The following is an 18,143-nucleotide window of genomic DNA, read 5'->3' as shown; positions in this document are numbered from 1 at the left end:
CTCTTTTCCCACTCTAGACTAAAGTCGTCTGGAGCCATCTCCTATCCTGGGCGACACTGATTGCATCAATGCCAAACCCATTTTCCTGTGTGCGCTGCACCCAATTAGTCGGATGGTTGCCATGCCTGATAAGTTTGATACCTCACTGCCCCCCTTTGACCGCCTCAGCAACGAGCAGCAAAGCCTGCTGACAGAGGCCCTGGATGTTGCCTATTACCGGGCCGGGGACATCATCATTGATGCCGAGGAGCCATGCTCCCAGCTTTACATCATCATCAAGGGCAGCGTGGAAGAAACATCGGCAGACGGCAAGGAAATCTTCGCCCACTATACCGGTGACGATATGTTTGATGTTCGCTCGCAGCTCGAACATCACAGCCGCCACCGCTACACGGCACTGGAAGATACCCTGTGCTATTTGCTTCCCAGGTCCATTTTTGTCGATCTTTACCGTTCCTGCGATCAGTTTGCGGCCTACTTCAACGGCAACCTGGCCCGGCGCCAGCAGTTGCTGGATGAAGCCCAGAAACAGCAAAACCTGGCCGAGTTTATCCTTACCAAGGTCAGTGACGACAACATCCAGCCCTGCATGATTGTGCCCTGCGATACCGATCTCAAATCGGTGACGGAGCAAATGCGCAGCAAGGGCATGGATGCCGCCCTGGTCGAACTCAACCCACTGCCGCAATACGGTATCGTGACCCGGACCAACCTGCTTCATGCCGTGATGCTGGACAACCTGCCAGCCACAACACCGGTCAGCCAGATAGCAACCACACCGGTTATCAGCGTCAATAAAGGCGACTTCCTGTTCAATGCCATGCTGGCCATGACCCGCAACAAGGTGAAACGGGTCCAGGTGCTTGATGGCAATCAGGTGGCCGGTATGCTGGATCTCACCCAGGTGCTCAGCCTGTTCTCGACCCACTCGCATGTCCTGACCCTGCGCATTGCCCGGGCAGAAACCATCGAGGAACTGGCCATGGCAGCCGGCAGCCAGCACCGGTTGGTCGAAACCCTGTTTAACAACGGGATCCACACCCTGTTTGTGATGGAGCTTATCGCCACGGTCAACGAGCAAATCATCGAGAAAGCGTTCAGGCTGGTAGTGCCGGAGCATATGCATGACCGCTGCTGTTTTATGGTCATGGGCTCGGAGGGTCGCGGTGAGCAAGTGCTGAAAACCGATCAGGACAATGCACTGATCATCCAGGACGGCGTCGACTGGCCGGAGTGCCCGCAGGTCATGGAGCAACTAACCCATACCCTGCACCAGCTCGGCTACCCGCTCTGTCCCGGCAAGGTGATGGTCAACAACCCCAAGTGGGTCAGGCATCAAAGTGAGTGGTTACATACTATCAGTGAGCTTGCCAAGGCCGGCACCGAAGCTACCATGATGGACCTGGCTATATTGGCCGACAGCCACGCGGTTGCTGGCAACCGTGCCCTGCTCGAGCCCCTGCAAACCCACCTCCACCGGCAGCTGGCGGACCAGGAGCTGCTGCTGGCGACCTTCACCCGCCCGGCACTGAAGTTCAGCGTTCCGCTAACGCTATTTGGCAAACTGAAGGCTGGAAAGGAAGGGCTGGATATCAAGCGCGGCGGTATTTTCCCGATTGTTCACGGTATTCGGGCCCTGGCACTGGAGCACAACATCAAAGACAACAATACCTTCCTGCGCCTGAGCCAGCTGGAACAACACAAGGTACTGGAGCCCTCCACCGCCTCGAACCTGAGCGAGGCGCTAAAGCTATTTATCAAGCTTCGCCTCAGGCAGCAGCTCGACCATCAGGCCAACGGGCTGCAGCAACACCTCAATATCAGCCATCTCAGCCGCGCCGAGCGCGATCTGCTTCGCCACAGCCTTCACGTGGTCAAGAAATTCAAAGAGTGGCTGGGCTATCACTATCAGATCAGAGACTAAGGAGCGAGCGCCAAGACGCTAGACTCTATGGCCTAGAAACTAACGCCGCGGCACTCGAACACAGTATGAATATTTTACGACGCTGGTGGTACCAACATAAACTCAAGGCCAGTCCCTATCAGGCATTGTTCGATAATTATCAAGGTGATGAACTGGTCTCGCTGGACTGCGAGACCACCAGCCTGGATCCCCACAGTGCCGAGCTGGTCACCATCGCGGCCACCCGGATCAAGGCCAACCGGATCCTCACCAGCCAGTCGATTCACCTGACCCTGCGCGCGCCAGTCAGCCTCGATGCCGACTCAATTGCCATCCACCGGATCCGCCATCAGGACCTTCAGGAAGGGCTCGACGAGCGCCAGGCACTCGTTACGCTGCTGGAGTTCATCGGCAACCGGCCGCTGGTCGGCTACCATATCCGCTATGATAAAACGATCCTCGACCGCTACTATCAGCGCCTGTTCGACTTCTCCCTGCCCAACAAAATGGTCGAAGTCAGCCACCTCTATCATGAAAGGCTCGAACGGCTGCTGCCCAATGCCTATTACGATCTCAGCCTGGAAGCCATTAGCCGCCACCTGGATCTGCCGGTCACTGACCGTCACGATGCGCTGCAGGATGCCATTACTGCCGCCTTGATTTATGTCCGACTCAAGCATGGCGACATCCCGACCCTGCGTTCCGCCTGAGCCCAGAACGCCCGCCAACACCTTGCGCGGTGCAAGGTTTTTAATGCAAACGTTATGTAACTTATACCTTGCCACAATAATTTCCCAATTCTCATCCTAAAGTCTAATTGTGGCTAGCTGCGATCTGTCAGAAGTTAGTAATCACAAAATGAAAAAAATAATCCGGTCCGGTACGGACATTGACGGAACACAAGGAGAATAGGATGAGTGAGGTTCATATATATCCAGTACACAAGGATATTGCTGCTAACGCCCATGTGACTGACGAGCAATACCGTGAAATGTATCAGCAGTCGGTGATCAACCCGGCTGGCTTCTGGCGTGAACACGGCCAGATTGTTGACTGGATTAAGCCTTTTTCCCAGGTCAAGAACACCTCCTTTGACACCGGGCACGTCAGTGTCAAATGGTTTGAAGACGGAACCCTGAACGTGTCCGCCAACTGCCTCGACCGCCATCTGGCAACCCGCGGTGACCAAGCTGCAATTATCTGGGAAGGCGATGACCCGTCTGACGATGCCACCCTGACCTACAACGAGTTGTACGAGGAAGTCTGTAAGTTTTCCAATGCCCTGAAGAGCCAGGGCGTGCGCAAGGGCGACGTTGTCTGCCTCTACATGCCGATGGTAGCCGAAGCCGCTATTGCCATGCTGGCCTGTACCCGTATCGGTGCCGTCCACACTATCGTCTTTGGCGGTTTCTCGCCGGAGGCTCTGGCCGGGCGTATTATTGATTCCAATGCCAAGGTCGTCGTGACGGCCGACGAGGGTGTCCGTGGCGGCCGTGCCGTGCCGCTGAAGAAAAATGTCGATGACGCGCTGGCCAATGACGACGTGACCACCGTTGAAAAAGTACTGGTACTCAAGCGTACCGGCGGCGAAGTCGAGTGGAATGACACCCGCGATGTCTGGTGGCACGACGCGACAAGCGTTGCCTCGGCGCACTGCGAACCGGAAGAAATGAATGCCGAGGATCCGCTGTTCATCCTCTATACCTCAGGCTCGACCGGCAAACCGAAAGGCGTGCTGCATACTACCGGCGGCTATCTGGTCTACGCCACCATGACCTTCAAGTATGTTTTTGACTACCAGGAAGGCGAAGTCTACTGGTGTACGGCAGATGTCGGCTGGATCACCGGTCACAGCTACCTGGTATACGGGCCGCTGGCGAACGGCGCCACCACCCTGCTATTTGAAGGCGTGCCGAACTACCCGTCCACCAGCCGTATGAGCGAAGTGGTCGACAAGCACAACGTCAACATCCTCTATACCGCGCCGACAGCCATCCGTGCCCTGATGGCCAAAGGTGACCAGGCGATTGAAGGCACCCACCGTTCATCGCTGCGTATCATGGGATCGGTCGGTGAGCCGATCAACCCGGAAGCCTGGGAATGGTATCACCGCACCATCGGCGACAGACGCTGTCCGATTGTCGATACCTGGTGGCAAACCGAAACCGGCGGGATCCTCATTACCCCGCTACCGGGAGCGACCGAGCTGAAACCGGGATCGGCAACCCGGCCTTTCTTCGGTGTCCAACCCGCCATCGTCGACAACATGGGCAACATCCTTGAGGGGGCAACCGAAGGCAACCTGGTGATGATTGATTCGTGGCCGGGCCAGATGCGCACGCTATGGGGCGACCATGACCGCTTCGAGCAGACCTATTTCTCCACCTTCCAGGGAATGTACTTCACCGGTGACGGTGCCCGTCGTGACGAAGACGGTTACTACTGGATCACAGGGCGTGTCGATGATGTGCTGAATATCTCCGGCCACCGGATGGGCACCGCAGAAATCGAATCAGCCCTGGTGGCCTTCGACAAGATTGCCGAAGCCGCCATCGTCGGCGTACCGCATGACATCAAGGGCCAGGCCATTTATGCCTACATCACCCTCAATAACGGCGAGGTACCGAGTGCCGAACTGCATAAAGAGGTGAAGGAATGGGTACGCAAGGAAATCGGCCCGATAGCCACACCGGACTTCCTCCACTGGACCGATGCCCTGCCGAAAACCCGCTCCGGCAAGATCATGCGACGTATTCTGCGCAAGATCGCCACCGGCGACACCGGCACCCTGGGGGATACCTCGACCCTGGCTGACCCGAGCGTGGTAGACAAACTTATCGCCGAGAAACAAAAAGTCCTCTAGCCTTTTCCTCGGCAACACGATCAAACCGCCTTCGGGCGGTTTTCTCGTCAAATGTCAAAATTTCCAGCCAGTTGGCTAGCTTATACTGTCAGTCCAGCTACACTACCCGGCATCCAGCCCCTATCACTCTCCATGTCGGCCTTCAGGAATGTGATATATGAAACAAGTCCGCAACCAAAAGCGTGGACTCCGCCACAACTTCGATGCGCCGGGCTGAACTCTGCGTATAAACTGCCGTCTAATTCAACAATCTCAAGAATACAGCGTACACGTGTCCACATAAAATTGTGGTGATTAGACCAGTATTTTGCTGCGATTTGCGTTGAATTCACTATAATTGCTCACCAAGCATGTTTTGGCAGCAGAATTGAGATACACGGGAAGCAAGGTTGCAGTTACCTGCACGTTGTTAGAGTAAAACCTCAAAAAACAAGTGATATAACGTCAAGATGTCGACCGTTCAACGAATTTTACTTATCAATGGACCTAACCTGAACTTATTAGGTCTCAGAGAGCCCGGCCACTACGGCCAGCAGACACTGGCTCAAATCGTTACGAGTTTAACTGCCAAAGCAACCGAACTGGGCGTAGAGCTAGAGCACATTCAATCTAACGCCGAGCATGAGTTGATTGATGCTATCCATAATGCCCACGGCACGGTGGACTTTATCATTATCAACCCGGCCGCTTTCACGCACACCAGCGTAGCGATCCGCGATGCCCTGCTCGGGGTCCAGATCCCGTTTATTGAAGTGCATCTGTCTAACGTCCATGCCCGAGAGCCGTTCCGCCACCACTCCTACCTGTCCGATAAGGCAGTCGGGGTAATTTGCGGTCTCGGCCCGGATGGATATGAATTCGCCCTGAATGCAGCCGTACGACGCCTGCATTCAGACAGCTAAATGAACAACATAAAGAGAAAGATAAATGGATATTCGTAAGATCAAAAAGCTAATCGAACTGGTAGAAGAGTCTGGTATCTCCGAGCTTGAGATTTCTGAAGGCGAAGAGTCTGTACGCATCAGCCGTAACTCTCCGGTAGCCACTGTTGCCGCACCAACTCAAGTTGTTGCCGCAGCACCAGCTGCGCCTGTTGCCGCACCGGCAGCCGCTCCTGCAGTAGCCGAAGCGCCTGCAGCACCAGCTGCACCTAAAGGCCACCAGGTTCTTTCTCCAATGGTAGGTACTTTCTACCGTGCCCCTAGCCCTGAAGCAAAAGCATTTGTTGAAGTCGGCCAGAGCGTCAATGTTGGCGATACGCTATGTATCGTTGAAGCGATGAAGATGATGAACCAAATCGAAGCTGATCAGGCGGGTACTGTGGTTGCGATTCTTGCTGAAGACGGCGATGCAATCGAGTTTGATCAGCCACTAGTTATCATCGAGTAACCGGGGCGCCCTATGTTAGATAAATTAGTTATCGCCAACCGAGGCGAAATTGCGTTACGTATATTGCGTGCGTGTAAAGAGCTAGGGATCAAAACCGTCGCGGTTCACTCAACGGCTGACCGCGATCTCAAGCACGTTCTTCTGGCTGACGAGTCCGTCTGTATCGGTCCTGCCAGAGGGACTGACAGCTACCTGAACATTCCGCGCATTATCAGTGCGGCAGAAATCACCGGCGCGGTTGCTATCCACCCGGGTTACGGCTTCCTGTCCGAGAATGCTGACTTTGCCGAGCAGGTTGAGCGTTCCGGCTTTATTTTTGTTGGCCCGAAAGCGGAAACCATCCGCATGATGGGTGACAAGGTTTCTGCGATCAACGCAATGAAAAAAGCCGGTGTTCCTTGTGTTCCTGGTTCTGACGGCCCGCTGGATGATGACGAAATCAAGAACAAGTCATTTGCCAAGCGTATCGGCTACCCGGTGATCATCAAGGCATCCGGTGGCGGCGGCGGTCGTGGTATGCGTGTTGTACGCACCGAGGCCGAGCTGTCCGAGGCGATTGCCATGACCCGTGCCGAAGCCAAAGCGTGTTTCGGCAATGACATGGTCTACATGGAGAAGTACCTGGAAAACCCTCGTCACATCGAGGTCCAGGTTCTAGCCGACGGTCAGGGCAATGCTATCCACCTGGGCGAGCGTGACTGTTCAATGCAGCGTCGCCACCAGAAAGTGGTGGAAGAAGCGCCGGCACCGGGTATCACCGAAGAGATGCGCAAGTACATCGGTGAGCGCTGTACACGTGCATGTATCGAGATCGAGTACCGCGGCGCGGGCACCTTCGAGTTCCTGTACGAGAACGGCGAGTTCTACTTCATCGAAATGAACACCCGTATCCAGGTAGAGCACCCAGTGACCGAGATGGTTACCGGTGTCGACCTGATCAAAGAGCAGCTGCGTATTGCTGCCGGCCAGCCGCTGTCGTTCAGCCAGAGCGACATCCAGGTTCGTGGCCACGCTGTTGAATGTCGTATCAACGCCGAAGATCCGGAGCGCTTCCTGCCTTGTCCGGGCAAGATTGAGCGTTTCCACGCACCGGGCGGTATGGGGATCCGTTGGGAATCTCACATCTACACCGGCTACTCGGTACCACCACACTACGATTCAATGATTGGCAAGCTAATTGCCTTCGGCGAAAACCGTGACGTGGCGATCTCGCGCATGCGCAACGCGCTGGGTGAAGTAATCATCGACGGTATCAAGACCAACATTCCTCTGCAGCAGGACATCATGGCAGACGAAAACTTCCAGCATGGTGGCGCCAACATCCACTATCTCGAGAAGAAACTCGGTCTACAGTAATTGCTCACTGTATGATACAAGGGCTGCCAGACTGGCAGCCTTTTTTATGCCCGCTTCATTCCCACCAGCACCAATTTGATCTGCTTTCTGGCACTGCTGCTTTTCTTTTGCCACAATACCCCACCTTTATTTGTATGAACAATGCTCACTCTCAGTATTATCAACCTCTTCTCTGAGTAGTGTTGCTAATTGACTGGAGACTTCGGCATGAAGACGCTCTCTGCTCGCTACCGCCAGGCCCATAAGGAAGCCAAATGGGCAATCGGCCTCGCTCTGGCCTACTTCCTCTGGTGGTACTGCTCGGCCTACGCGTTCGCACCAAGCAACGTACACGAGACCTTACCGCAGCTGTACTGGGGCTTTCCGCTCTGGTTCCTGCTGGCCTGCATTATCGGCCCGGTGATCTTTACCCTGCTATGTGGCCTAATGGTGAAATACGTCTACCGGGATATGTCTCTGGATTTCGACAAGGACACCCCGGATGAATAGTCAGCTACTAGTTCCACTTATCCTCTATTTGGCAGCCGTATTCGGCCTGGCCCTGTTTACCCGCCGACACCACAAGCGCGGCAAGGGCTTCCTCAATGAATATCTGGTCGGCAACCGCAGCATGGGCGGCTTCGTACTGGCCATGACACTGGCAGCCACCTATGCCAGCGCCAGCTCCTTTATCGGTGGCCCGGGTGCCGCCTACAAGATGGGACTGGGCTGGGTCTTGCTGGCCATGATCCAGCTGCCTGCCGCCTGGCTCACACTGGGGGTACTCGGCAAAAAATTTGCTATCGAGGCCCGCCGCCACAATGCCCTGACCCTCAATGACATTCTGTATGCCCGCTACAAAAACCGGGGCGTCGTTATCTTCGCCTCGCTGGCCCTGCTGCTGGCCTTCTTTGGCACCATGGTGGTGCAGTTTGTCGGCGGTGCCCGCCTGCTGCAAACCGTCACCGGGCTGTCTTATTCCCACGGCCTGATGCTGTTTGCCGTAACGGTCGGCCTGTATACCACTATCGGCGGCTTTCGTGCCGTGGTAATGACTGACACCGTTCAGGGCGTCATGATGATCATCGGTACCATCGCTCTGCTGGTCGGCATTGTGCATGCCGGTGGCAGCATCGGCGAGCTGGTGACCGAGCTGCATCATATCGATCCCGAGCTGGTCACGCCGTTTGGGCCGGATAATTTTCTCTCCCAGCCCTTTATGCTCAGTTTCTGGGTTCTGGTCTGTTTCGGGGTGATCGGCCTGCCGCACGCCGCGGTGCGCTGTATGTCGTACAAAGACAGCAGCTCGCTGCACAAGGGCATGGTGATCAGCACGGCGATGGTCGCGTTCCTGATGCTGGGCATGCACCTCGCCGGCGCGCTTGGCCGCGCCATCGTGCCCGATATTGCCACCCCGGATCAGATCATGCCGACTCTGATGGTGACCGTGCTGCCTCCTGTCATCGCCGGGGTCTTTCTGGCCGGGCCGATGGCCGCGATTATGTCGACCATCGACTCGCAGCTGATCCAGGCCTCGGCAACGCTGCTCAAGGATCTGTACCTCAACTACATCAACCCCAAAGCCGCCGAGGGGCCGGAAGCCGAGTCCCGCCTGCCGAAACTGTCGCTATGGGTAACCGGTATTTTCTCGGCCCTGGTCTTTGTCGCCGCCACCAACCCGCCGGACATGATTATCTGGCTCAACCTGCTGGCCTTCGGCGGTATGCAGGCCGTGTTCCTGTGGCCACTGGTTCTCGGGCTGTACTGGAAAAAAGCCTCTGCCACCGGAGCATTCGCCTCTATGGTGACCGGCCTTGGCTGCTACATCGGTCTGTCGCTGGTCAAGCCGGATCTGGGTGGGATGCACGCTATCGTCCCGACGCTGGCCCTTAGCCTGGTCACCTTTGTGCTCGGCAGCCTGGCCAAACCCGTTTCGGCACCTAGCCCGCAACATCAGCTCTAAACCTTACGCTTTACCCGCAAGATAGCACCATTTGGTGCTATCTTTTCCCTGCCCAACCCCGCCGGACACGTAGCCGCAGACCGACGAAGTAGATGCGGGCTGACTAAATTTTATGCTAGACTCCGCGTCCTTGAACCGTAGCCAAACATTAAAGCGAATTAACCCATGCCTTGGATTCAAATTAAACTGAACGCAACAGCTGAGAATGCTGAAGCTATTGGCGATATGCTGATGGAAGAAACTGGCGCCCTGTCCGTGACATTCCTCGATGCGCAAGACACACCGGTATTCGAGCCGCTACCCGGTGAAACCCGCCTCTGGGGTGATACCGATGTGATTGGTTTGTATGATGCAGAAGCTGACATGGATTTCGTGCTCAGCATGCTGAACAACAGCCCGCTGATTGCCGAAGACTTCGCCTATAAAGTTGAACAGCTGGAAGACAAGGACTGGGAGCGTGAGTGGATGGAAAACTTCCACCCAATGCGTTTCGGCCGTCGCCTGTGGATCTGCCCGAGCTGGCGTGAAGCCCCGGAGCCGGATGCGGTGAATGTCTTGCTGGATCCGGGCCTGGCCTTTGGTACCGGTACCCATCCGACCACCTCCCTGTGTCTGGAGTGGCTCGACGGCCAGGATCTCACAGGCAAAACTGTCATCGACTTCGGCTGTGGCTCGGGTATCTTGGCCATTGCCGCTATCAAGCTGGGCGCGGCCAAAGTGATCGGTATCGATATTGACCCGCAGGCTATTCTTGCCTCGCGTGACAACGCAGAGCGCAACGGCGTTTCCGACCAGCTGGAGCTGTACCTGCCGAAAGATCAGCCGGAAGGCATCCAGGCCGATGTCGTCGTTGCCAACATCCTGGCCGGCCCGCTACGCGAGCTGTCGCCTGTGATTAAGAGCCTGGTGAAAACTGGTGGCGATCTTGCCATCTCGGGCGTACTGGAAAGCCAGGCTGAGGATGTTGCTTCCTACTACAGCGACGAGCTGAACCTGGACCCGATCACCGCCCGCGAGGAATGGTGCCGTATTGCAGGTCGCAAGGCCTAACCGACGAATACTCAAGACAAATTTACTGTGCAATAAATAGCCAATCGATTGAAAAACATGCAGTTTTGCAAATCAAAAACTAAATGCTCAATTATTGGCCTTTTCAGAAAGGGAAAAAATGCGTAAAATGCGCGCCCTTACTGGCACAGTCAGGAACAGACGTTTGAAGATCGGTCCTTATCAACTTAAAAACCAGCTGATAGTCGCGCCAATGGCGGGTGTGACCGATCGGCCATTTCGTGAACTATGCCTGCGCTACGGGGCAGGGATGGCTGTAAGCGAGATGATGTCTTCAAATCCAGATTTATGGAAAACGTCTAAGTCCCAGAACCGGATGGTTCACGAAGGCGAATCGGGCATCCGCTCGGTTCAGATTGCCGGTGCCGATCCGAAGCTAATGGCAGAAGCGGCACAATTCAGTGTTGAGAACGGTGCGCAAATCATCGATATCAACATGGGCTGTCCGGCCAAAAAGGTCAACAAGCGGCTTGCCGGTTCGGCACTGCTGCAATATCCCGATCTGATCGAAGAGATTCTTCGGACCGTGGTGGATGCCGTTGACGTACCTGTGACGCTGAAAACGCGTACGGGCTGGGATCTTGATAACCGTAACTGTGTCTCTATCGCACAGCTTGCCGAGCAGTGTGGCATTCAGGCGCTGGCCCTTCACGGCCGCACCAAGGCTTGCATGTACAAAGGCGAGGCAGAATACGACTACATCAAAGCAGCGAAAAAAGCAGTGTCTATCCCGGTGATCGCTAACGGTGATATCGACTCTCCGGAAAAGGCGCGTTTCGTACTGGATTATACCGGTGCCGATGCTTTGATGATTGGCCGACCTGCACAGGGACGGCCGTGGATTTTCCAGGAAATCCACCATTACTTAACAACTGGCGAACACCTGCCTGCTCCGTCCATGGATGAAGTGGGTGGCATTATGCTGGGTCATGTTCAGGAACTTCACCGTTTCTACGGGGAGTATTTAGGCTTACGCATCGCACGTAAACACGTGTCTTGGTACCTGAAGGAACATGCCCCTGCTGGTGATTTTCGCCGGACCTTCAACGCTATCGAAGATGCCCAACAGCAACTCGATGCGCTGCAAGGCTACTTCGAAAACGTTGCATAAATACTAGAAGAGCTTACAGAATATGTTCGAACAAAATCTGACTTCCGAAGCATTAACAGTGACAACTGTAACTTCACAGGACCAAATCACACAGAAGCCACTACGTGACTCTGTCAAAGCGTCGCTTAAAAACTACCTTGCTCAGTTAAACGGTCAGGAAGTCGATGATCTGTACGAGCTAGTACTTGCTGAAGTTGAACAGCCGCTACTAGACACCATCATGCAGTACACCCGCGGTAACCAGACTCGCGCAGCTACTATGATGGGTATCAACCGCGGTACACTTCGCAAGAAGCTGAAAAAATACGGCATGAACTAATTTAGGTTCACACCCTGAACTGCCAAAGGCCTGACCACGTGTCAGGCCTTTTCTGTTTTTAAGACAACACGCCTCCCTCATTGAACCATACTCCCTCTTTGTACGTATAAAGCTCTGATAACAACCAAGCAATAACAACGAGGGTTAACCAATGAAGACAGTACAACGCTTTCTTTCCTACTCACTGAGTGCTTTATTCCTGCTCACCCTATCAGGCTTGGCCGTTGCCACACATCACGAGAAACCCAAGATCAACCTGGTCGAGGTCGCTGCCACCAACAGTGACTTTCAAACCCTGGTGATGGCAATACGGGCATCGGGCCTGAGCGGCACGCTGGAAGGGAAAGGACCGTTTACCGTTCTGGCACCGACTGACGATGCCTTCAACAAGCTGCCGGAAGGAGCGCTGGCCGAGCTGCTCAAGCCTGAAAACAAAGAACAGCTTCAGGCCCTGCTCAAGTATCACGTCCTGCCCGGTGCCATTTCCTCCAAAGAAGTCGGCATGCTGAAACTCCCCAAGACCCTGCAAGGGGGAACGGTGACCATCGAGAATGGCGAGGATAGCGTGACAGTCAACGGGGCCAAGGTTATTGCTGGTGGTATAGAGGCCAGCAACGGCATTATCCACATTATCGACACGGTGCTAATCCCGAAACAATAGCCCCATCAAAAAAGCTTCGCCGAGGCGAAGCTTTTTTATCTCAATAACAGGTATAACAACTTATAAGTAGTCGCACAGGTAGGCCGTCGTGTCCGTGACTTTGACCTGGAAGGACGAATCACCCGGCACCTCGAAGTCATCACCGGCATTATAGGTTTCCCACTCGATATGCCCCGGCAGCTTCACTGTTAGCGCGCCTTTGACAACCGTCATACGCTCCGGCGCAGCCGTCCCGAAAGTATATTCGCCCGGTACCATGACCCCGACACTGGTGTGATCGCCCTGGGTTTCAAAGCCAATCGACTTGACCTGACCATCAAAGTATTCATTTACATTTAACATGACATTCCCTATCAAAAACGACGTGATAATTCGAAGCTATCACAATTTGACCGCTTTCCCAACTACGACAAACGGATAGGTCACTCCCCTTTGCAGCGCCCTGAGCAGCACTGAATACTTGGATCAGATTTGTCCGGCTCGTCATCATGATCTCCCAGCGCCTCCAGAATAGAACAGTGACTGGCATTGTCATCGACATGGCCGCAGCAGGCATCATTGATTTTCTTCAGGGCTAACCGAATGCGCTTAAGCTCCGCCATTTTCTTGTCGACTTCATCCAGTTTCGCCTGGGTAATAGCTTTGACCTCGGCACAGCTGTGCTGGCAGGCTTCGAGCCGAATATCCAGCAATTCCCGAATTTCATCCAGGCTCAGGCCAATGGCCTTGGAGCGCATAATAAACTTCACCCGTGACAAATCAGCCTCGCTATAGAGGCGATATCCGCTGTCGCTGCGGCCCGCAGGCTTGAGCAGGCCATTTTTCTCATAAAACCTTAATGTGTCGCTACTGACGTCACACAGCTTTGCCAGCTGTCCTATCAAATACATATCCAACCCATTTCTCTATAAATACCAACACCTGCGGTAAACATCGTAAAACACACCACGCAAACGTTTGCGCAACGTCGGATTTCATGTAATATATGCGCCAGCGACAAAAATCACAGCCCTTACCCGAGAGCTGGCACTCTTCGATTCTAATGAGGGTATTTACCAAAATCCAGCACCATCCTTGTGTTGGATTTTGGCAAATATTCCCCGTGTATAAAAGAGATGGTAGCAATGGAAAACGCTCGTCCTATTCGCCGTGCGCTGATCAGCGTATCTGACAAAACTGGTATTGTTGAGTTCGCACAAGCTCTTGCCAACCGTGGTGTTGACATCCTTTCTACTGGCGGTACAGCTCGCCTGCTTGCCAAGCAAGGTATCAAGGTCACCGAAGTATCAGATTATACCGGCTTCCCGGAAATGATGGACGGCCGGGTCAAGACACTTCACCCGAAAGTACACGGTGGCGTATTGGGCCGCCGCGGCCAGGACGATGAGATCATGGCTCAACACGGTATCGACCCGATCGATATGGTGGTGGTGAACCTGTATCCATTTGCCCAGACAGTTGCCAAGGCTGGCTGTACGCTGGAAGACGCGGTTGAAAATATTGATATCGGCGGTCCGACGATGGTTCGCTCGGCGGCGAAAAACCACAAAGACGTGACGATAGTGGTAAACGCCCATGACTATGACCGCGTTCTGGCCGAACTGGAAGCCAACAGCGGCTCTTTGGCCCATGCTACCCGCTTTGATTTAGCTATCGCCGCTTTTGAACACACCGCCGCCTATGACGGCATGATCGCCAACTATTTCGGTACTATGGTGCCGTCTTACGGCGACAACAAGGAAGGTGACGAACCTTCTCCTGAAAACAAAAGTAAATTCCCACGTACCTTCAATCAGCAGTTCGAGAAGAAGCAGGACATACGCTACGGTGAGAACAGTCACCAGGCCGCAGCTTTCTATGTAGAAGCCAACCCGGAAGAAGCCTCTGTGTCTACAGCGCGCCAAATCCAGGGCAAAGCCCTGTCCTACAACAACATCGCTGATACCGATGCTGCGCTTGAGTGTGTGAAAGAATTCGACCAGCCAGCCTGTGTCATCGTCAAACACGCCAACCCTTGTGGCGTCGCACTGGGCGGCAACATTCTTGAAGCCTACAACCGTGCTTACCAGACGGACCCGACATCAGCCTTTGGCGGCATCATTGCCTTCAACCATGAGCTGGATGCCGAAACCGCACAGGCGATTGTCGAGCGCCAGTTCGTGGAAGTGATCATCGCCCCGTCGGTATCTGAAGCTGCTATCGACGTTGTTGCGGCGAAGAAAAACGTTCGCCTGCTAGAGTGTGGCGAATGGTCAACCAAGACGACAGGCTTTGACGTCAAGCGCGTTAACGGCGGCCTGCTGGTTCAGGACCGTGACCAGGGAATGGTTAGCCAGGACGACCTGAAAGTAGTCTCCAAGCGCCAGCCAAGCGACGAAGAGCTACGTGATGCCCTGTTCTGCTGGAAGGTTGCCAAGTACGTTAAGTCGAACGCCATTGTCTATGCCAAGGGCAATATGACTATCGGCGTCGGTGCCGGCCAGATGAGCCGCGTGTATTCGGCGAAAATTGCCGGTATCAAAGCCGCCGACGAGAACCTGGAAGTGGCAGGCAGCGTGATGGCATCCGATGCCTTCTTCCCGTTCCGCGACGGTATTGATGCCGCCGCCGAAGCCGGTATCAAGTGTGTTATCCAACCGGGCGGCTCGATGCGCGATCAGGAAGTCATTGACGCCGCCGACGAGCACGGCATGGCGATGATCTTTACCGGCATGCGCCACTTCCGCCACTAATCAAACACAGGCTCTGGGGAAACCCGGAGCCTTATTCGATTTAAAGAACATGTCATGTTGCAGCATCGCTGCTGTAACTCATCAAAAAGAATTTTAATTTTAGAGCAAAGCCAGATGGCCTAATTCAAGGAACGCACGCGGAGCTTATGGACATAAGTGAGCATGCGTGACACAGAAGTTGGTCATATGGCAACGCTATCAAAGGTAAAATTATGAATGTATTGATTATTGGTTCTGGCGGCCGCGAACACGCGCTAGGCTGGAAAGCAGCGCAAAATCCAAATGTTGACACTGTATATGTGGCACCGGGCAATGCCGGTACGGCACTGGAGCCAAAGCTGGAAAACGTTGCCATCGGCGTTGAGGATATTGCCGCCCTGGTTGCATTTGCCAAGGAGAAAGCCATCGAGCTGACCATCGTTGGCCCTGAAGCACCACTGGTCATCGGCGTTGTCGATGCTTTCCGCGAGGCCGGCCTGCCAATCTTCGGGCCGACACAGGCTGCCGCCCAGCTTGAAGGATCCAAAGCATTTACCAAGGACTTTCTGGCTCGCCATAAGATCCCAACAGGTTCATACGCTAATTTCACCGACATCGAACCTGCCCTGGCTTATGTACGTGAGCAAGGTGCGCCTATCGTGGTGAAAGCCGATGGTTTAGCCGCGGGTAAAGGCGTCATTGTCGCGATGACCCTTGAAGAGGCGGAAGACGCGATTAAAGACATGCTGGCAGGTAACGTCTTCGGTGAAGCCGGCAGCCGTGTGGTGATCGAAGAGTTCCTGGAAGGCGAAGAAGCCAGCTTCATCGTGATGGTCGATGGAGCAAGCGTGCTGCCAATGGCCACCAGCCAGGATCACAAGCGTGTGGGTGATAAAGATACAGGCCCGAATACCGGGGGCATGGGTGCCTACTCACCAGCCCCTGTCGTCACGCCTGAGATTCATGAGCGTATTCTGGAAGAGGTTATCTATCCGACGGTACGTGGTATGGATGCAGAAGGCCACCCGTATACCGGTTTCCTTTATGCCGGCCTGATGATTGCCGCTGACGGTACCCCGAAGGTCATCGAGTACAACTGTCGCTTCGGCGATCCGGAAACCCAGCCAATCATGATGCGTATGGAGTCGGATCTGGTCGACCTTTGCCTCATGGCGATTGAGGAGAAGCTTGATCAGGCTGAATCTAAGTGGGACCCGCGCGCTTCAATCGGCGTGGTACTGGCTGCCGGTGGCTACCCGGCTGACTATGACAAGGGTGACGTGATCACCCTGCCTGCAGAACAAGCTGACGGTCAGAAAATATTCCATGCTGGCACGGCGAATAACCCAGAAGGTGAGCTGGTGACCAACGGCGGCCGAGTGCTTTGTGCCACGGCCCTTGGTAATACGGTCTCAGAAGCCCAGCAACGTGCCTATGCGTTAACCAAACAGGTAAGCTGGAATGGTATGTTTCATCGCAATGACATCGGTTACCGTGCGATAGAGCGCGAGCAACAGGCATAACGCCCCCTTCGATACCCATAAATAAAAAACGCGCTGACTCAGCGCGTTTTTTGTTTCGCCTCCCGTAGGAGAACAAACAAGAGTCAGGGCTTAATTGCCGAGCAAGACAGGAGGAGCGATACATTGCTTGCCATCACCAGTCAGCATCAGCAGTTGGCTTGCCTCGATACTCTCGCGACGCACCTTGCCGGATACCGCGATGAAGCGGTTCTGTCCCTGCTGGCTAAGCTGCCGGGCGGTAAACTCTGGCAAGGCCGGGTCAAAGCTCATCGCCATCGGCTTGTCCGTTCCACATCGTGTCAGACGATTCCCCTGCCAGTACCCCTGTATCAGCGACAGACCGTCTTTGCGCTGCTCTCTGACAACACGGATGGCATTCTTGGCCTGCTGGGTTAGCTGGTAGAGCTGAGAGTCAGACAATGGCAGCACAGCCCCGTCTACGGAGTAGCGCTGAAAGACCGCGCTTCCCTGGGTGTCATAGCGAACATGAAGGGTAAAGGGCTTAAGGGCATTCTCGTACAACCGAGTTCCCTCACGCTTGATCTCGCGTAACTTGCCGTCACGCCAGCGATAATCAGATTGGTATTGGCCGTAGTCTCCGGCTGTCACCACTTCGGCCAGCTTCACCGGACGGTTTTGCTGCGAGGTGTACCAGTACAGTGACGTCGCATCGCCCATCATCTGGCCGCCAGTATGGGTCAGAATAGGGGTGATGGTATTTTCGGGAACAGCGGTAGTTTCACATCCAGCCAGGAGCGAGATAAGAAAAAAAGGAAGAAGACGTTTCATAACAATAGCTCCGCCAGGTGAATCACCTGGCGGAGTATAGATTATTTCACTGAGTCTTTCAGTGCTTTACCCGCTACGAATGCAGGAACGTTCGCAGCTGCAATCTGGATTTCCTGACCAGTTTGCGGGTTGCGGCCAGTGCGTGCTGCGCGGTGGTTTACTTTAAATGTACCAAAGCCAATTAGTTGAACCTGGTCACCTTCCTTAAGCGCGTCAGTAATACCGTCTAGAGTTGACTCTAGTGCTACTTTCGCTTGAGCTTTAGAAAGATCTGCTTTTTCAGCGATCAGGTCAATAAGTTGGGTCTTGTTCATTAGGTTTCCCTTCTAAGGTTTTTCTTCAGACGCATCAACTCTAATTCAAAAGAAGCCCGTGTGGCAAAGGTTTGTCGGCTATCATGTGGTTAGGTGCGGGCTCTTTAACCATAAACTGAGCGCAAGTTCACAAAATGTTACCAATCCGAAAAATGAAATAGTTGTATTTATTCCCTAGAGCACCAATTAATATA

General features: G+C 54.3%; 20 protein-coding genes. 14 read left to right on the top strand and 6 right to left on the bottom strand.

Annotated elements, in window-relative coordinates; translation table 11 throughout:
* Positions 1-121 precede the first annotated feature (121 nt).
* From EIZ48_RS21675 to acs, 3 genes are all read left to right on the top strand, one after another.
* A complete protein-coding gene (locus tag EIZ48_RS21675; protein ID WP_160656209.1) occupies positions 122-1,924 on the top strand; it encodes a DUF294 nucleotidyltransferase-like domain-containing protein in 1,803 nt (600 codons plus the stop codon).
* Positions 1,925-1,989: 65 nt separating this feature from the next.
* The gene (locus EIZ48_RS21670; protein ID WP_160656207.1) at positions 1,990-2,613 is read left to right on the top strand and encodes a 3'-5' exonuclease; all 624 of its coding nucleotides are present in this window, start codon (positions 1,990-1,992) and stop codon (positions 2,611-2,613) included.
* A gap of 203 nt (positions 2,614-2,816) precedes the next feature.
* Complete coding sequence (gene acs / locus EIZ48_RS21665) at positions 2,817-4,766, top strand: acetate--CoA ligase (RefSeq protein WP_160656204.1); 1,950 nt, start codon at positions 2,817-2,819, stop codon at positions 4,764-4,766.
* An 80-nt stretch (positions 4,767-4,846) separates the two neighbouring features.
* On the opposite strand, the gene EIZ48_RS21660 is transcribed toward acs, so the two are convergent.
* Positions 4,847-5,098: a hypothetical protein gene (locus EIZ48_RS21660; protein ID WP_160656201.1), complete on the bottom strand. Its 252-nt coding sequence runs from the start codon at positions 5,096-5,098 to the stop codon at positions 4,847-4,849.
* Between the two features lie 117 nt (positions 5,099-5,215).
* On the opposite strand from EIZ48_RS21660, the gene aroQ reads away from it, so the two are divergent.
* The 3 genes from aroQ to accC are packed head-to-tail and all read left to right on the top strand — an operon-like array spanning position 5,216 to position 7,511.
* Positions 5,216-5,668: a type II 3-dehydroquinate dehydratase gene (gene aroQ / locus EIZ48_RS21655; RefSeq protein ID WP_160656198.1), complete on the top strand. Its 453-nt coding sequence runs from the start codon at positions 5,216-5,218 to the stop codon at positions 5,666-5,668.
* 25 nt (positions 5,669-5,693) lie between these two features.
* On the top strand, positions 5,694-6,155 hold the full coding sequence (gene accB / locus EIZ48_RS21650; RefSeq protein WP_160656195.1) for an acetyl-CoA carboxylase biotin carboxyl carrier protein: 462 nt from the start codon (positions 5,694-5,696) through the stop codon (positions 6,153-6,155).
* Between the two features lie 12 nt (positions 6,156-6,167).
* Positions 6,168-7,511, top strand: a complete 1,344-nt coding sequence (accC, locus tag EIZ48_RS21645; RefSeq protein ID WP_160656192.1) for an acetyl-CoA carboxylase biotin carboxylase subunit — start codon at positions 6,168-6,170, stop codon at positions 7,509-7,511.
* On the opposite strand, the gene EIZ48_RS29785 is transcribed toward accC, so the two are convergent.
* Entirely contained in the window at positions 7,503-7,625 is a 123-nt protein-coding gene (locus EIZ48_RS29785) for a hypothetical protein (RefSeq protein ID WP_275690387.1), read from the bottom strand. The genes accC and EIZ48_RS29785 overlap by 9 nt on opposite strands.
* 93 nt (positions 7,626-7,718) lie before the next feature.
* On the opposite strand from EIZ48_RS29785, the gene EIZ48_RS21640 reads away from it, so the two are divergent.
* From EIZ48_RS21640 to EIZ48_RS21615, 6 genes are all read left to right on the top strand, one after another.
* Positions 7,719-8,000, top strand: a complete 282-nt coding sequence (locus tag EIZ48_RS21640) for a YhdT family protein (RefSeq protein WP_075768218.1) — start codon at positions 7,719-7,721, stop codon at positions 7,998-8,000.
* Positions 7,993-9,453: a sodium/pantothenate symporter gene (gene panF / locus EIZ48_RS21635; protein WP_160656189.1), complete on the top strand. Its 1,461-nt coding sequence runs from the start codon at positions 7,993-7,995 to the stop codon at positions 9,451-9,453. The genes EIZ48_RS21640 and panF overlap by 8 nt, the downstream gene beginning before the upstream one ends.
* A 165-nt stretch (positions 9,454-9,618) precedes the next feature.
* Complete coding sequence (prmA, locus tag EIZ48_RS21630; RefSeq protein ID WP_160656186.1) at positions 9,619-10,503, top strand: 50S ribosomal protein L11 methyltransferase; 885 nt, start codon at positions 9,619-9,621, stop codon at positions 10,501-10,503.
* A 163-nt stretch (positions 10,504-10,666) separates the two neighbouring features.
* Positions 10,667-11,632, top strand: a complete 966-nt coding sequence (gene dusB, locus EIZ48_RS21625; RefSeq protein WP_075768221.1) for a tRNA dihydrouridine synthase DusB — start codon at positions 10,667-10,669, stop codon at positions 11,630-11,632.
* 22 nt (positions 11,633-11,654) lie between these two features.
* Positions 11,655-11,951 carry a DNA-binding transcriptional regulator Fis gene (fis, locus tag EIZ48_RS21620; protein WP_005372656.1) on the top strand — a complete coding sequence of 99 codons (297 nt, stop codon included), beginning with the start codon at positions 11,655-11,657 and terminating at the stop codon, positions 11,949-11,951.
* Positions 11,952-12,102: 151 nt separating this feature from the next.
* Positions 12,103-12,612: a fasciclin domain-containing protein gene (locus EIZ48_RS21615; protein WP_160656183.1), complete on the top strand. Its 510-nt coding sequence runs from the start codon at positions 12,103-12,105 to the stop codon at positions 12,610-12,612.
* Between the two features lie 60 nt (positions 12,613-12,672).
* On the opposite strand, the gene ppnP is transcribed toward EIZ48_RS21615, so the two are convergent.
* Together ppnP and zntR are read right to left on the bottom strand one after the other, a co-directional pair.
* On the bottom strand, positions 12,673-12,954 hold the full coding sequence (gene ppnP, locus EIZ48_RS21610; RefSeq protein WP_160656180.1) for a pyrimidine/purine nucleoside phosphorylase: 282 nt from the start codon (positions 12,952-12,954) through the stop codon (positions 12,673-12,675).
* 80 nt (positions 12,955-13,034) lie between these two features.
* On the bottom strand, positions 13,035-13,502 hold the full coding sequence (gene zntR / locus EIZ48_RS21605; RefSeq protein ID WP_160656177.1) for a Zn(2+)-responsive transcriptional regulator: 468 nt from the start codon (positions 13,500-13,502) through the stop codon (positions 13,035-13,037).
* Between the two features lie 234 nt (positions 13,503-13,736).
* Between zntR and purH the strand changes: the two genes are divergently transcribed.
* Positions 13,737-15,344: a bifunctional phosphoribosylaminoimidazolecarboxamide formyltransferase/IMP cyclohydrolase gene (gene purH / locus EIZ48_RS21600; protein ID WP_160656174.1), complete on the top strand. Its 1,608-nt coding sequence runs from the start codon at positions 13,737-13,739 to the stop codon at positions 15,342-15,344.
* Positions 15,345-15,556: 212 nt separating this feature from the next.
* Positions 15,557-16,846 carry a phosphoribosylamine--glycine ligase gene (gene purD, locus EIZ48_RS21595; protein WP_160656171.1) on the top strand — a complete coding sequence of 430 codons (1,290 nt, stop codon included), beginning with the start codon at positions 15,557-15,559 and terminating at the stop codon, positions 16,844-16,846.
* 90 nt (positions 16,847-16,936) lie between these two features.
* Here the strand turns inward: purD and EIZ48_RS21590 are convergent, their stop codons facing one another.
* Both EIZ48_RS21590 and hupA read right to left on the bottom strand, forming a co-directional pair.
* The gene (locus EIZ48_RS21590; protein WP_160656168.1) at positions 16,937-17,635 is read right to left on the bottom strand and encodes a DUF1481 domain-containing protein; all 699 of its coding nucleotides are present in this window, start codon (positions 17,633-17,635) and stop codon (positions 16,937-16,939) included.
* A gap of 41 nt (positions 17,636-17,676) precedes the next feature.
* Positions 17,677-17,949 (bottom strand): nucleoid-associated protein HU-alpha, encoded by a 273-nt coding sequence (gene hupA / locus EIZ48_RS21585; RefSeq protein ID WP_039458747.1) that lies wholly within the window; start codon positions 17,947-17,949, stop codon positions 17,677-17,679.
* Between the last annotated feature and the right edge of the window lie 194 nt (positions 17,950-18,143).

It is taken from the genome of Photobacterium alginatilyticum, from assembly GCF_009910675.1.
GTDB lineage: Bacteria > Pseudomonadota > Gammaproteobacteria > Enterobacterales > Vibrionaceae > Photobacterium > Photobacterium alginatilyticum.
This window is presented reverse-complemented; position numbering and strand designations above follow the sequence as displayed.